The following is a 12,797-nucleotide window of genomic DNA, read 5'->3' as shown; positions in this document are numbered from 1 at the left end:
CGCGCAGCTCGTCGACTCAGGAGCGGCCGGTGGCCAGTTCCGTGGTGACCGGCGCGTCCCAGTCGATCCGGTAGCGCTGCTCCGGGCCGAGCGTCCGCTCCTGGTTGAGGAAGGTACGCAACGCCAGCGGCATCATGATCCGCATCATCCGTTTCGCGATCGGGCCGACCGTCTTGGTGGAGGTCGTCTGCCGACCCCGCCGGAGCACCTTCTCCACCCGCACCCGACGCAACCGCTCGTACGCGGCTAACGCGGCCGGCACGTCACGGTGGTCCCGCAGGCAGCGGGCCAGCTGCACGGCGCTCTCCACGGCCAGCGACGCGCCCTGGCCGGAACTGGGCGACGGCGCGTGCACCGCGTCACCCACCAGCACCATCCGGCCGCCGTGCCAACGCGGCACCGACGGCATGCTCTCGATCGATCCGATGGCCACCAGGTCGTCCGGCTCGGTGTGGGCGAGCACCTGCCGGGCCGGCACGTCGTCGGCGTACACCTCGCGGAGCCGGTGCAACCACTGCGGTCGCGGGATCCGGCTCGCCTCGGCGTAGCTGGTCGGCCGGCGGTCCGGAACGTTGGCGAACCAGGCGGTGCGGCCGTCGGGCTGCACCCAGTAGCCGAAGAAGGCCCGGGAGCCGAAGACGAAGTACATCGCCTCCGGGTCGGCGTCGGGCACCGCGTACCGGGCCGCGCCGCCGAGGTTCAGCAGCGGCAGCACCTGCGGCCCGGGTGCCTGCGGGTCGATGAGCGTACGCACCCGGGACCGGATGCCGTCCGCTCCGACCAGCACGTCGGCGCTGGCCGTGGAGCCGTCGGCGAACCGGGCGAGTACGCCGTCGCCGCGCTGCTCGGCGTCGACCAACCGCTTGTCGTACGCGATGTGCACGCCCTGCGCCTCGGCGCATTCGCGCAGCACCCGGGCCAGGTCGTCGCGCCACAGCCCGAGGGTGACCGGCTCCACCGTCACGTGGGGGAAGGCACCGATGCGGCCCCCGCGACCGTCGGTGACCACGGTGCGTCGCATGGGCAGGCCGACACGCTCGACGGGTCGCTCGGCATCGACCGAGCGCAACGCGGCCAGTCCGTTCGGCGCGAGGGTCAGGGTGACCCCGCTCCCCTCGGTCGCCGACGGGTACGCCTCGTGGACGGTGGCCTCGATTCCGGCACGACGTAGCGCCATCGCGGTCACCGGACCGGCGATTCCGCCGCCGATCACCAGCGCGGTTCGGACGGCTGTCATGCGCGACCTCCCATGGTCTCCTGCCAGGACTTCGCGTAGTCCGGCTGCTTGAGGGACTCGATCAACTCGGTGACGAACCGGCGCTCCGCCTCCAGCAGCGCGAGCGCGTACTGCTCCTCGACCAGGAAGATCCACCCGACACCGTCGGCGCGCGCCTCGTCGATGGTCGTGCGGGTCTCCTCGATCCGACCGGCCAGCGCCGCCGACCGGCGGCGCAGCACCTCCACCGCCTCGTCGGGCGGAAGCAGGCTGAGCAGCGACAGCGCGACGGCGAAGTGCGGATGCTCCTGGCGGGGCTGGGCCAGCAGGGACCGCAGCCAGTCGAGCACCTCGTGGCGGCCCTCGTCGGTGATCGCGTACACCGTCCGTTCGGGCCGGGCGGTGTCGCGGACGGTCTCCTGCGCGGCGACGAAACCGGCTCGGGCGAGTTGCTCGATGACCATGTAGAGCGAGCTGCGGGTGTACCGGATGAGCTTGTCCTGACCGGTCTGCTTGAGTCGTCGGCCCAGTTCGTAGGGGTGCATCGGCTCCCACATCAGCCAGGCCAGCACGGCCAGGGCCAGCGGGTTGGGCACTCTCCGACGTCGCTCCACCAGCACTCCTTAGTCAGGACTGACTATCCAGGACTGACTATTGTGTCGTCAACCCGCTGCCGAGGCGGCATGCCGGAGAGAATGCGAAAGGCCCGCTACCGGATCTCCGGTAACGGGCCGTCAACTGCTGGATCTGCTGGTGGGCGATACTGGGTTTGAACCAGTGACCTCTTCCGTGTCAAGGAAGCGCGCTCCCACTGCGCCAATCGCCCTTGCTGTTCTTACCGAGGTGGGGACGGGATTTGAACCCGCGTACACGGCTTTGCAGGCCGTTGCCTCGCCTCTCGGCCACCCCACCGAGGTTGCCCCCGTCACACGTGGCGGCAGCTCCGAGCGGACGACGGGATTCGAACCCGCGACCCTCACCTTGGCAAGGTGATGCGCTACCAGCTGCGCTACGTCCGCACGCCCCGGGCGTACCCGGTGACGGATGAGAACTCTAGCCGAGCGGCGGATCGGATGCCAAATCGGGCTCCCGTCCCGGCGAGTCCGGAACTGTCCGGCTTCCGACTGTCGCAAGCCGGATCAACAGGGGTTTGGTGACCCGCCGTATCCGTTTCGATCGGATACGGTGACGGACGTGACGAGACGTGCGGCGGAAATCCGCCTGGATGCCCTGCTCCGCACCGCATGTGACGTGATCGGGCAGCGCGGGTTGGCGAACACCCGCACGGCTGATGTGGCGCAGGCCGCCGGGGTGAGCCAGGCACTTGTCTTCTACCACTTTGCCACGAAGGAGCGGCTGCTCGCCCAGGCCTTCGCGTACGCGGTCGAGCAGGATCTGGCCCGACTCGACGCGGTCACCCGCTCCAGCGCCCCGCCGCTGACCAAGCTCCGTCGCATCCTGCGCCTCTACACCCCGGCCGGGCGCGCCACCTCCTGGTCCATGTGGATCGACGGCTGGGCGGAGTCGCTGCGCACCCCCGAGCTGGAGAAGGTCTCCCGCAAGCTGGACCTACGGTGGCGGCAGGACCTGGCCACGGTGATCGCCGACGGGGTCCGGGAGGGCAGCTTCGTCTGCACCGACCCGGCCGGTGCCGCCTGGCGGATCAGCGCCGTGATGGACGGCCTGGCGGTGCAGCTCGCGGTGCACGACCGGGTGATCTCCCGCCGGCAGTTCGCCGAGTGGGTACGCCTGGTGACCGCCCGCGAACTCGGGCTGGACCCCGAGCAGCTGGAGTAGGCAGGCGCGGTCGGCGGCCGGGGGCAGCCGACCGTTACTCGTGCCACCGAATCCGGCGGGTTACCCGCGCCGCCGACGGGAACAACTGCGACATGGAGCTGCTGAAGACGTACCGGCGCAGTCTGGCCGAGTTCACCGACCGGGTGGAACAGGTACACCCCGGACAATGGTCGGCCGCCACCCCCTGCCCCGGCTGGAACGTCCGCACACTTGTCAACCACGTGGTCAGCGAGGAGCGCTGGAGCGTGCCGCTGCTCGCCGGACGCACCATCGACGAGGTCGGTGACCGCTATGACGGCGACCAGCTCGGCACCGACCCGATCGAGGTCGCCCGCGAGGCCGCCGCACAGGCCGAGGTCGCCGCCACCAGCCCGGGCGCGCTGGACCGGACCGTGCACCTGTCGGCCGGCGCCACCCCGGCCGAGGAGTACCTGCACCAGCTGCTGGCCGAACATCTCGTACACGGCTGGGACCTGGCGGTGGCGATCGGCGCCGACCCGACGATGGACGCCGACGCGGTGGCCGAGGCGGCCCGCTGGTACTCCCGCCACGTCGAGGACTACCGGCGCAACGGGCTCGTCGAACCCGAGGTCGAGCTGCCCGCCGGGTCCGACGAACAGGACCGGCTCCTTGCCGCCTTCGGGCGGAACCCGGACTGGGCCCCGTGACGTGACGCGACGCCACGGTGGGCCGGTTCGAGACCGCGCCCACCGCGGCCCGGGTCAACTCAGGTAGCCGTCGTCGCGGGGTACCGTCCGCCACCGGCTGCGTGGGTCCGGCCGTCGTTCCCAACGGCCGGGCGTCGGACCGTCGACGGCGGGCTCGGGCTCACGAGTGAGCTGCCGCAGCCGCAGCAGCAGGCCCACCCCGAGGAAGAGCAGCAGACCACCGAGGAGGAAGGCCACCTCGGTCAGACCGAGCCCGCTGCCGGTCTGGTTGCCGGCCGCATCGGCGGCCGGCGGGTCGGCGACCCCACCCGCGTACCCCGCGTCGTCGGCGGGGCCGCTCTCCTCCTCGGTCGGATCCACCGTCGGCACCTCGGTCGGTTCCTCGGTCGGTTCCTCCGTCGGCGGCGGCGACGGGGTGGGTGGCGCGGTCGTGGGACGGGCCTGCCCGCCCCGACCCACCACCTCGCGGGTCGCTGTCTGCCGGGACAGCAACCGCAGGTTCCGGTCGTACGCCTCAGCGGCGAGGCTCACCCGCCCCCGGTCGACGTCCCGATCGAACGCGATCCGGTACTGCGCGGTGACCGTACGTCCCGGGCACAACGTGCCCGGGTCGAGCCGACGGTCGGTCAACCTGGCCGCGTCACCCTCGGCACGCACCTCCACCGGGAACGAACCGGTCTCCTCGATCCGGTCCACCCGCACCTGGTCCAGTCGCAACCCCTGCACACCCAGCACCAACGACCAGCGCACCTTGATGCAGTCACCCTGATCGTCGCGGGACACCACAGCGGAGACCGTCGCCACCCGCCCACCGGCGGTGAACTGTTCCGGCAGGCCGCCGAGTTCGGTGGCGAACGCCGCGTGCGCCGGCGCGACCATGGCGAAGCCCACCCCGGTGAGACATGCCAGTGCCACCCCGATCCGTAGCGTGTGACGCCACAGCCTCTTCACGATCCGCCCTCCCGTTGGTCGCCTCCATCGGCAACGCTAGGAGCGCGGCAAGCCACCCGGTAGACGGGCGTGTTCGCACGTACCGTGAAGCAAGATGCCCGATTTCACGTACGGTATTGAACCGCCTACGGATCACCCGCGACACGCCGAGCACGGTGACGGTGGACAATCACCGGATGTCCGCGCTCTCCGCCGCCTTCGTCCGGCTGCACGCCCGGCTCACGCCCGTCGCCTTCGTCCCCGAGGTGCGCTTGCACCAGGCGGACGAGCCGATCGGGTTGTGGGAGCTGACCGAGGGTGAGTTCAGCAGCGACCGGCCGCCACCGTTCTGGGCCTTCGCCTGGGCCGGCGGCCAGGGCCTGGCGCGCTACGTCACCGACCACCCGGAGACGGTCACCGGGCGCCGGGTACTCGACCTGGCCGCCGGCTCCGGCCTGGTCGCCATCGCCGCCGCCCGGGCCGGCGCGGCCGCCGTCCGCGCCGCGGAGATCGACGAACTGGCCGTCGCGGCCGTCGCGCTCAACGCCGAGGCCAACGGGGTACGCGTCGACGCCGAACTCGGCGACATCCTCGACGGCGACGCGGGCGACGCCGAGGTGGTCCTGGCCGGTGACGTCTTCTACAGCGAGGCGATGACCAACCGGGTGCTGCGGTTCCTGCTGCGCGCCGCCCGGAACGGGGCTGCGGTGCTGGTAGGCGACCCGGGACGAGCCTTCCTGCCCCGCGAACGCTTCGATGAACTCGCCGCCTACCAGGTGCCGGTGAGCGAGGCGCTGGAGAGCATACGGGTGAAGCACACCACGGTGTGGCGGTTGCGCGCCGGGCGGCCGACGGCGGCCGACTAGCGTGACGCCGTGCTGTTCCGCAGCTGGGAGCAGGCCCCGGCCGGTACCGGGGTCGGCGTCGCGCACTGGCCCGACGTGGCCCGGGTCGTCGACCACGTGGGCGTCGAGCACCTGCTGGTGACCCGGCACGCTCTGGTCCGGCAGGTGCTCACCGACCCCACCACGTTCCGACCCGACAACGCGCTGGACGCGGTCACCCCGATGCCGGTGGCCGCGCTGCGGGTACTCGCCGCCCACCGGTTCAGGCTGCCGCCGACGCTGGCCAACAACGGTGGTGCCAGCCACCCCGCCATCCGCGCCCTGATCGCCGAGGCCCTGCACCCGACCCGGGTGGCCGCCCAACGGGACTGGCTGGCCACGCTGGTCCGGCAGCGGGTCGCCGGGCTGTCCGCCGCCCTGGACACCGGCGCACCCGTCGACCTGCACGCGGGCCTCGCCGCCGACCTGCCGCTGCTGGTCCTGGCCCGGCTGGTCGACCTGCCCGACGCGCCCCTCGCGGCGGTGAAGGAGTTCGCCCGCGCGGCGCTGGAACTCTTCTGGGCACCGCTGGACGCCGACCGGCAGCAGGCGCTCGCCGCCGAGGTGGGGCGTTTCCACCGGCTGCTGCGGGAGTTCGCGGCCACCGGCGACGGCCTGGTCGCGGCCCTGCGCACCGCCGGGCACCCGCCCGACGTGGTCGTCGGCGCGCTGTTCTTCCTGCTGGTCGCCGGGCAGGAAACCACCTCGCAGTTCCTCACCCTGCTGCTGCATCGGCTCACCGGTGAGCCGGCGGTGCTCGCCGGGCTGCGCGACGGCTCAGTCGACGTCGCTGACGTGGTGGAGGAGGGGCTGCGACTGGAACCGCCGATCGTCACCTGGCGGCGGGTCGCCGCCGTGGACACCACGCTGGGCGGGACGGTGGTGCCGGCGGGCACCAGTGTGGTGCTGTGGCTGGCCGGCGCCGGACGCGATCCGGCGGTCGTGCAGTCGCCGGACGAGTTCCGACCGGGGCAGCGCGGGTCACGCCGGCACCTGGCCTTCGGGGCGGGCGTGCACCGCTGCGTCGGCGACCAACTCGCCCGGATGGAAGCCACCACGCTGGTGCGCGAGGCCGCGCCGCTGCTGTCCGGGGTGCGCGTGCTGCGCCCGCCCCACTACCCCGACAATCTCACCTTCCGGATGCCCGACGCCTTCGTCGTCCGCCGCTGACCCGGGCGTCAGTTGACGAAAGTCAGTGCCCGGTGGTGCCTTTCGGGCACGGTGGGCCGGGCAGTCGCGGACCTACCGTCCGGGCATGATTACGTTACGTGCGTTGACCAAGCGGTTCGGGGAGACCACCGCGGTCGACGAGCTGACCGTCGACATCGCTCCCGGCCGGGTCACCGGCTTCCTCGGGCCGAACGGCGCCGGCAAGTCGACCACCATGCGGCTGATCCTGGGACTGGACCGGCCCACCGCCGGCCAGGCGCTGATCGGCGGGCGACCGTACCGCGAGCTGCGCCGGCCACTGCACGAGATCGGTGCGCTGCTTGACGCGCGGGCCCTGCATCCCGCCCGCTCCGGCCGGGCCCACCTGTCCGCGATGGCCGCCAGCAACGGCATACCGGAACGCCGGGTGGACGAGGTGCTCGCCACCGTAGGGCTTGACGGTCGGGCGGCGGCGAAGCCGGCTCGCGCGCTCTCCCTCGGCATGGGGCAGCGGCTCGGCATCGCCGGTGCGCTGCTCGGTGACCCGGCGGTGCTGATGTTCGACGAACCGGTGAACGGCCTCGACCCGGACGGGGTGCGCTGGATCCGGCAGCTCAGCCGGTCGCTGGCCGCCGAGGGCCGGACCGTGCTGATCTCCAGCCACCTGATGAGCGAGATGCAGCAGACCGCGGACTGGTTGGTGGTGCTCGGCCAGGGCCGGCTGATCGCCGACGCGCCGACCGCCCAGGTGATCGCCGGTAGCGGACTCGCCGTACGGGTCCGCAGCCCGCGACCGGCCGGGCTGGCTGCCCTCGCCGATCGACTGACCGCAGCCGGTGCAGTTGTCGAGTCCGGCGGAACTGACGAGCTGACCGTCACCGGCAGCACCGTCGAGCGGGTCGGCGAGCTGGCGTACGACATCGGGGTGCCCCTGCACGAGTTGACCTCGCACGAGGCGTCCCTGGAGCGGGCCTTCATGGCCCTGACCGCCGACCACGTCGAGTACCCGGCCGGCGCGGGAGGTGCGGCATGACCACGATCCGAGCGGAGTGGACCAAACTCCGGACGGTACGCAGCACCTGGTGGACGGTGCTCGCCGCGGTGGTGCTCATGGCCGCCACCGCCGGACAGCTGGCGATCTACGTCGCCAACGGCAACACGAACGACGATCCGAGCGACGACGCCGGGGTGGTCCCGCTGGGCAGCGTGCTTATCGATTCGCTGGAGCTGGTCCAGTACGCCGTGCTGGCCCTCGGCCTACTGGTGATCACCAGCGAGTTCACCACCGGGACGATCCGCACCACCTTGCAGTGCACGCCGTCGCGGGGTCGGGTACTGCTGGCCAAGGCGGCGGTGACGGCGGCCGTGACCTTCGGGCTCGGATTGCTGCTCGGCGGCGTCGGCGCGCTTGTCGCTTCGCCGGTGCTCGGCGAATGGGGCGCCGCGCCGGTGGCCGGCACCCTCCGCGATGTGGTCGCCCTGGCCGCCTACCTGGCGTTGATCGGTGTCCTCGCGCTCGGCCTCGGCGCCGTGCTGCGCAGCGCCGTGCTGACCTTGACGGTGCTCCTCGCGGTGCTGATGATCGTGCCGCTGTCGTTGCGCGAGCCGGACATCACCGCGCTGCACCGGATTGCCGACGCCTTCCCGGGCGAGGCCGGCAAACACCTCCTGACCGGCGACGGGCAACCGTACCCGCCGGCGGTCGGGCTGCTGCTGCTCGCCGGCTGGGCCGCCGTGGCACTGCTGGCCGGCCGAGCAGCGCTACGCAGACGCGACGCGTGAGAGGTCAGGCGGGGCTGGTTTCACTCGACTGGTTCGACCAGCCCCGCCTCGTACGCGAGGATCGCGGCCTGCACCCGGTTACGCACCTCAAGTCGGGTGAAGATGCTGGTCAGGTAGGTCTTCACGGTGCCCTCGACCAGATACAACCGGCGGGCGATCTCGGCGTTGGACAGTCCCGCTCCGACCAGCGCCAGCACCTCCCGCTCGCGAGTGGTCAGCCCGGCCAGCCGATCCTGGGCCAAGGGTCGGCGGGCGACCCGGTCGCCGCCCAACTCGATCACCCGGCGAGCCACGGTCGGGGACAGGTACGCGCCGCCGCCAGCGACCGCGTGCACCCCGGCGATGAGTTCCCGCGGGTCGCCGGACTTGAGCAGGAAGCCGCTGGCCCCGTGACCCAGTGCCCGGGCCACATGGTCGTCCTCGCCGAACGTGGTGAGCATGACGGTCGCCGTCTGCGGCACCGACCGGCGGATCTCGGCGGCGGCGGCGAGCCCGTCCAGCTTCGGCATCCGGATGTCCAGCAGGGCGAGCCGGGGCCGGTGGGCCCGGACCAGTTCCACAGCCGTCCGGCCGTCGCCGGCCTCGGCGACGACCTCGATGGCCGGGTCGGTGGCCAGGATCGCCCGGACCCCGGCCCGGATCATCGCCTCGTCGTCGGCCAACAGCACCCGTACCGGCTCCGACGGGGAACTCGTCATCGGTTCATCCGTTCCTTGCTGACCAGCCGCCCGTCGGCGAAGCACAACCGCCACGTCGGCTGGGCCAACGGGAAGTTGCCGTCGGTGTAGTACTCGCAGTCCGGCCGGGCCCCGGCAGGCCGGTCGACCTGCCGGGGCGGCAGGCCAACCAGGTCGCCCCGGGCCACACCCACCGGCAGTTCCTCGAAGGTGCTCCGGTCCAGCACCGTGCCGACGGTGGCGACCGGGTAGTAGATCAGCGACAGTGCCAGCGTGAGGCCGACCGGTGCGCCGAGCGCCACCAGCAGGCTGCGCCGGACCTGCCGGCGGGCTGCCGCGCCGGCCGGGTGGCGGCCGCCAGCCGCAGCACCCGAGCCGGCCGGCGACACGTCGGGCAGGTCGGTCACGTCGACCCCGGCCGCGAGCGCGGCGTCAGCGTTCACAGCGGTGGGGGCCGATACGGGTAGCCGGGCTCGGACGGCGAAGCCGCCCTGCGGGCGGGCGTCGGCGCTGAGCGAGCCACCGGCGAGCCGGACCCGTTCGGCCAGGGCGAGCAGGCCGGAGCCGGTGGCCGGCGGTCCCGGCAGCGGGCCGGCCGGCGGCGACTCGTTCACCACCTCGACCAGCACACAGTCCATCCGCCGGATCAGGCTGACCGTCACCTCCGCTCCGGGCGCGTACCGGGCGGCGTTCGTCAGCGCCTCGCGGACCAACCCATACGCGGCGTGCGACGTCAACTCGGGCAGGGCCGGCGACACGTCCAGCAGACCCGACGGCGCCTCATGCGGATCCGGCGACAGGTCCCGTAGGTCCAGTCGCACCGCCATGCCGGCCTCCCGCGCGCCGTCGACCAGGTCGGCGATGTCCTCCCCGGCGGGACGGGTGGTGACCGGTGCGGTCTCCTCACGAAGCAACCCGATGATCCCGTGCAACCGCTCGGTCGCCTCGGCCACGCTGGCCCGTACCTCCCCGGCGGCTGCGCGGTGCCGGGGATCGAGTCCGTCGGCGAGTTCCAGTGCGGCGGCACGCAGCGCGATCAGGCTCAGCGAGTGCCCGAGCGAGTCGTGCATCTCCCGCGCGATGCGGGCCCGCTCACGCAACCGGATCCGTTCCGCCTCCCCCTGTCGCTCGTGCGCGCGAGCCTGCTCGTAGCGGCGACCGGCGTCGACAAGCGCGGCCTGCTGCCGCCGGTACCTGCCGATCAGCCAGGGAAAGACGCCCGCGAACAGCAGCACCGTGGCGAGCAGAAACCAGGTGGCCATTCCGGTGCCGAGCAGCCCGAGGTTGAGCACCGTGCCACCGGCCGCGATCAGCGCGAAGACCGCGGCCACCGGCAGCGTACGGGAGCTGCGTCGGCCAGCCAGGTAGCTGAACACCGGGATGGCGAAGACAAAGTTCCCGTCGAGCAGCGTGCCGAGCACCACCACGAGCAGGGCGACAAGCGGCAGCCGCCGGCTGACCGCGACCGCGACACCGACCCCGCTCAGGCCGATGAGCAGCGACACCACTGCGTCGCGGGAGTGCGGCGGAGTGGCACCGACGTACCCGAACGGCGCGGCCAGCACCGCCCAGAGCAGCAGGTCACGCCACCTCTTGTGCACAGCAGTCACGCTACCCACCCCCGATCGAGGTGGGCACTGACGAAAGTCAGCAGATCGGCAGGTCGGCTCAGGTGGTCTCGTCGGCCCAGGCACGCCAGTCGTCGAGGACGCCGTACAGCGCCGGGGTGAGCCAGCCCGGCGCGGAGCGCCGGAACACTCCCGGGTCCATCGACCCGGCGCCGGCCGGCAGCGCACCGAGCAGGTTCGGCAGCAGGTCGCTCAGGTTCGCCCAGTGCACCAGTTCCGGCTCGGTCGGCCAGGCACCGATCACCACGCCCGCCGGCACGGCCCGCCGTTCGAGGGCCTCCAGGGTGAGCGCGGTGTGGTTCAGGGTGCCCAGACCGGCACGGGCCACCACCACCGCCGCGGCGCCGAGCGACACGGCCAGGTCGGCGACCGTCCACGGCTCGCCGGAGGGCCGCAGCCCCATCGGCACGAGCAGCCCGCCGGCCCCCTCGACCAGCACCAGATCGTGCTTCTCGGCCTCGTCCCGCACCGCGTCCACCGCGTTGTACAGCTCCAGCGGTGGCAGCTCGGCCACCCGGGCGGCGGCCAGCGGCGCGAGCGGGTCCGGGAAGCTGGCCAGCGTACGACCGGTCATCGGGGCGGCCAGCCGGGCGACCGTCTCGACGTCGGCGGGGTCGCCGGTGGCCGTACCGGTCTGGCCCGGTTTGACCACCGCGACCCGCAGCCCGGCCGCCTGCGCCGCGGCGGTGATCGCCGCGGTCACCACAGTCTTGCCGACCTCGGTGTCGGTCCCGGTGACCAGCACCGGTCCACGCCACTGATCCGTCATGGCGCACTTTCCACGATGACCTCCAGGGCATGTTCGAAGTCCCCCCGGGGCACCCCGGCACTGATCGTCAGCCGCAGCCTCGACCGGCTGTCGGGGGTGGAGGGCGGACGGAAGCAGCCGACCGCCACCCCCCGGTCCCGGCAGGCGGCGGCCCACGCCGTCGCCGCCTCCGGGCTGGGTGCGGTGACCGAGACAACGGCGGCGTCGGCAGCGGAGACGTCCAGGCCGGCGGCGCGCAGCCGGTCGACCGCGACGGCGGCCCGCTCGGCCAGCTCGGCGCGCAGGCCGGCGCCGGAGCGCGCCAGCCCGACGGCGGCCCGCACCCCGGCCGCCACCACGGGCGGCAGGGCGGTGTCGTAGATGAAGGTCCGCGCGGTCTCCACCAGGTGCCGGACGAGCTCGGCCGGGCCGGCCACCACACCACCGGCCCCGCCGAGCGCCTTGGACAGCGTCGCGGTGACCACTACGTCGGGTTCGCCGGTCAGTCCGGCCCCGGCCACCGCGCCGGCGCCGTCCGGGCCGAGCACGCCCAGCGCGTGCGCGTCGTCGACGAGCAGCAACGCGCCGTGTTCGCGGGCGGTGGCGTGCAGCCGCGCCAGCGGTGCGAGGTCACCGTCGACGGAGAAGACCGACTCGGTGACCACCACCGCCGGCCGGCCCGGCGCGGCCCGCAGGGCGGCGGCGACCGCCGCCACGTCGGCGTGCGGGGTCACCACGGTCTCCGCACCGGAGATCCGGCAACCGTCGATGAGTGAGGCGTGGTTGTGCGCGTCGGAGATCAGCAGCGTACGGGGACGCACCAGCGCGCGGATCGCACCGAGGTTGGCCAGGTACCCGGAGGAGAAGACGAGCGACCGGTCGGAGCCGAGCCAGTCGGCGATCGTGTCCTCAAGCGTGTGGTGGACGTCGGTGGAGCCGCGGACCAGCCGTGAACCGGTCGCACCCAGCCCGTACGCGGCAAGAGCCTGCGCGGCGGCGGCGGTCACCTCGGGGTGCGCGGCCAGGCCCAGGTAGTCGTTGCCGGCCAGGTCGACCACGCCGTCATCGGCGGCGCGCGGATGCAGCCGGCGGGTCAACCCCGCCTTCGCCCGTAGCTCGGCGCGGCGGTCCAGTGCCGCCAGCCAGTCCGCCACCGCCACGTCCCTTCCCCGCCGGTTCCCGCCCGTCAGGCGCTTCCGCCGGGCGAAGTTACCACCCGGGATGCCCGCACCGGCGTGGCGGCGTACGGCTCGCCGCGCTGAGCCACCGGGCGGCCGGGTCGGACCGGGCGGCGCGGCGGCCTTGTAGGGTACGTGCC

Annotated in this window: 13 protein-coding genes and 3 tRNA genes; 6 read left to right on the top strand and 10 right to left on the bottom strand. The window is 73.0% G+C overall.

Annotation, left to right across the window (positions count from 1 at the left end):
• Positions 1–16: 16 nt before the first annotated feature.
• The 5 genes from KBX00_RS20560 to KBX00_RS20540 form a co-directional block, all read right to left on the bottom strand.
• On the bottom strand, positions 17–1,237 hold the full coding sequence (locus KBX00_RS20560; RefSeq protein WP_210829356.1) for an FAD-dependent monooxygenase: 1,221 nt from the start codon (positions 1,235–1,237) through the stop codon (positions 17–19).
• Positions 1,234–1,830 (bottom strand): PadR family transcriptional regulator, encoded by a 597-nt coding sequence (locus KBX00_RS20555; RefSeq protein ID WP_210829355.1) that lies wholly within the window; start codon positions 1,828–1,830, stop codon positions 1,234–1,236. Before KBX00_RS20555 ends, KBX00_RS20560 begins: the two co-directional genes overlap by 4 nt.
• A gap of 137 nt (positions 1,831–1,967) precedes the next feature.
• A tRNA-Val gene (locus tag KBX00_RS20550) sits at positions 1,968–2,042 on the bottom strand.
• 15 nt (positions 2,043–2,057) lie between these two features.
• Positions 2,058–2,128: transfer RNA gene (locus KBX00_RS20545), tRNA-Cys, on the bottom strand.
• A 34-nt stretch (positions 2,129–2,162) separates the two neighbouring features.
• Positions 2,163–2,235 (bottom strand) — tRNA-Gly (locus KBX00_RS20540).
• Positions 2,236–2,410: 175 nt separating this feature from the next.
• Between KBX00_RS20540 and KBX00_RS20535 the strand changes: the two genes are divergently transcribed.
• Together KBX00_RS20535 and KBX00_RS20530 are read left to right on the top strand one after the other, a co-directional pair.
• Positions 2,411–3,013: a TetR/AcrR family transcriptional regulator gene (locus tag KBX00_RS20535; RefSeq protein WP_210829354.1), complete on the top strand. Its 603-nt coding sequence runs from the start codon at positions 2,411–2,413 to the stop codon at positions 3,011–3,013.
• A gap of 92 nt (positions 3,014–3,105) precedes the next feature.
• The gene (locus KBX00_RS20530; RefSeq protein WP_210829352.1) at positions 3,106–3,681 is read left to right on the top strand and encodes a TIGR03086 family metal-binding protein; all 576 of its coding nucleotides are present in this window, start codon (positions 3,106–3,108) and stop codon (positions 3,679–3,681) included.
• 54 nt (positions 3,682–3,735) lie between these two features.
• Here KBX00_RS20530 and KBX00_RS20525 read toward each other — a convergent pair whose 3' ends face one another.
• Positions 3,736–4,632 (bottom strand): hypothetical protein, encoded by an 897-nt coding sequence (locus KBX00_RS20525; RefSeq protein ID WP_210829350.1) that lies wholly within the window; start codon positions 4,630–4,632, stop codon positions 3,736–3,738.
• 176 nt (positions 4,633–4,808) lie between these two features.
• Here KBX00_RS20525 and KBX00_RS20520 point away from each other — a divergent pair, with 176 nt between their 5' ends.
• The 4 genes from KBX00_RS20520 to KBX00_RS20505 all read left to right on the top strand — a co-directional run bounded on the left by KBX00_RS20520 (position 4,809) and on the right by KBX00_RS20505 (position 8,426).
• Positions 4,809–5,477 carry a methyltransferase gene (locus tag KBX00_RS20520; protein ID WP_210829348.1) on the top strand — a complete coding sequence of 223 codons (669 nt, stop codon included), beginning with the start codon at positions 4,809–4,811 and terminating at the stop codon, positions 5,475–5,477.
• A gap of 9 nt (positions 5,478–5,486) precedes the next feature.
• The gene (locus KBX00_RS20515; RefSeq protein WP_210829346.1) at positions 5,487–6,665 is read left to right on the top strand and encodes a cytochrome P450; all 1,179 of its coding nucleotides are present in this window, start codon (positions 5,487–5,489) and stop codon (positions 6,663–6,665) included.
• A gap of 85 nt (positions 6,666–6,750) precedes the next feature.
• Positions 6,751–7,677, top strand: coding sequence for an ATP-binding cassette domain-containing protein (locus KBX00_RS20510; RefSeq protein ID WP_210829344.1), 927 nt, complete (start codon positions 6,751–6,753; stop codon positions 7,675–7,677).
• Positions 7,674–8,426 (top strand): ABC transporter permease, encoded by a 753-nt coding sequence (locus KBX00_RS20505; protein WP_210829340.1) that lies wholly within the window; start codon positions 7,674–7,676, stop codon positions 8,424–8,426. Before KBX00_RS20510 ends, KBX00_RS20505 begins: the two co-directional genes overlap by 4 nt.
• A gap of 20 nt (positions 8,427–8,446) precedes the next feature.
• Here the strand turns inward: KBX00_RS20505 and KBX00_RS20500 are convergent, their stop codons facing one another.
• From KBX00_RS20500 to KBX00_RS20485, 4 genes are read right to left on the bottom strand one after another with little or no spacing between them, the layout of a single operon-like run.
• A complete protein-coding gene (locus KBX00_RS20500; RefSeq protein WP_210829332.1) occupies positions 8,447–9,124 on the bottom strand; it encodes a response regulator transcription factor in 678 nt (225 codons plus the stop codon).
• The gene (locus tag KBX00_RS20495; protein WP_307868971.1) at positions 9,121–10,713 is read right to left on the bottom strand and encodes a histidine kinase; all 1,593 of its coding nucleotides are present in this window, start codon (positions 10,711–10,713) and stop codon (positions 9,121–9,123) included. The genes KBX00_RS20500 and KBX00_RS20495 overlap by 4 nt, the downstream gene beginning before the upstream one ends.
• 58 nt (positions 10,714–10,771) lie before the next feature.
• Positions 10,772–11,500: a dethiobiotin synthase gene (gene bioD, locus KBX00_RS20490; RefSeq protein WP_210829330.1), complete on the bottom strand. Its 729-nt coding sequence runs from the start codon at positions 11,498–11,500 to the stop codon at positions 10,772–10,774.
• Positions 11,497–12,633, bottom strand: a complete 1,137-nt coding sequence (locus KBX00_RS20485) for an 8-amino-7-oxononanoate synthase (protein WP_210829486.1) — start codon at positions 12,631–12,633, stop codon at positions 11,497–11,499. The genes bioD and KBX00_RS20485 overlap by 4 nt, the downstream gene beginning before the upstream one ends.
• Positions 12,634–12,797: the final 164 nt, after the last annotated feature.

Origin of the sequence: Micromonospora sp. C95 (assembly GCF_018070465.1) — a bacterium.
GTDB lineage: Bacteria > Actinomycetota > Actinomycetes > Mycobacteriales > Micromonosporaceae > Micromonospora.
Note: the sequence above shows the minus strand (reverse complement) of the source record. Positions and strands in the feature narration are given on the sequence as shown.

What these genes read in the sequence shown, in the direction of transcription:
- bioD (WP_210829330.1), bottom strand. Translation starts at nt 11,500, where the DNA reads ATGACGGATCAGTGGCGTGGACCGGTGCTGGTCACCGGGACCGACACC.
- KBX00_RS20510 (WP_210829344.1), top strand. Translation starts at nt 6,751, where the DNA reads ATGATTACGTTACGTGCGTTGACCAAGCGGTTCGGGGAGACCACCGCG.
- KBX00_RS20520 (WP_210829348.1), top strand. Translation starts at nt 4,809, where the DNA reads ATGTCCGCGCTCTCCGCCGCCTTCGTCCGGCTGCACGCCCGGCTCACG.
- KBX00_RS20560 (WP_210829356.1), bottom strand. Translation starts at nt 1,237, where the DNA reads ATGACAGCCGTCCGAACCGCGCTGGTGATCGGCGGCGGAATCGCCGGT.
- KBX00_RS20530 (WP_210829352.1), top strand. Translation starts at nt 3,106, where the DNA reads ATGGAGCTGCTGAAGACGTACCGGCGCAGTCTGGCCGAGTTCACCGAC.
- KBX00_RS20505 (WP_210829340.1), top strand. Translation starts at nt 7,674, where the DNA reads ATGACCACGATCCGAGCGGAGTGGACCAAACTCCGGACGGTACGCAGC.
- KBX00_RS20500 (WP_210829332.1), bottom strand. Translation starts at nt 9,124, where the DNA reads ATGACGAGTTCCCCGTCGGAGCCGGTACGGGTGCTGTTGGCCGACGAC.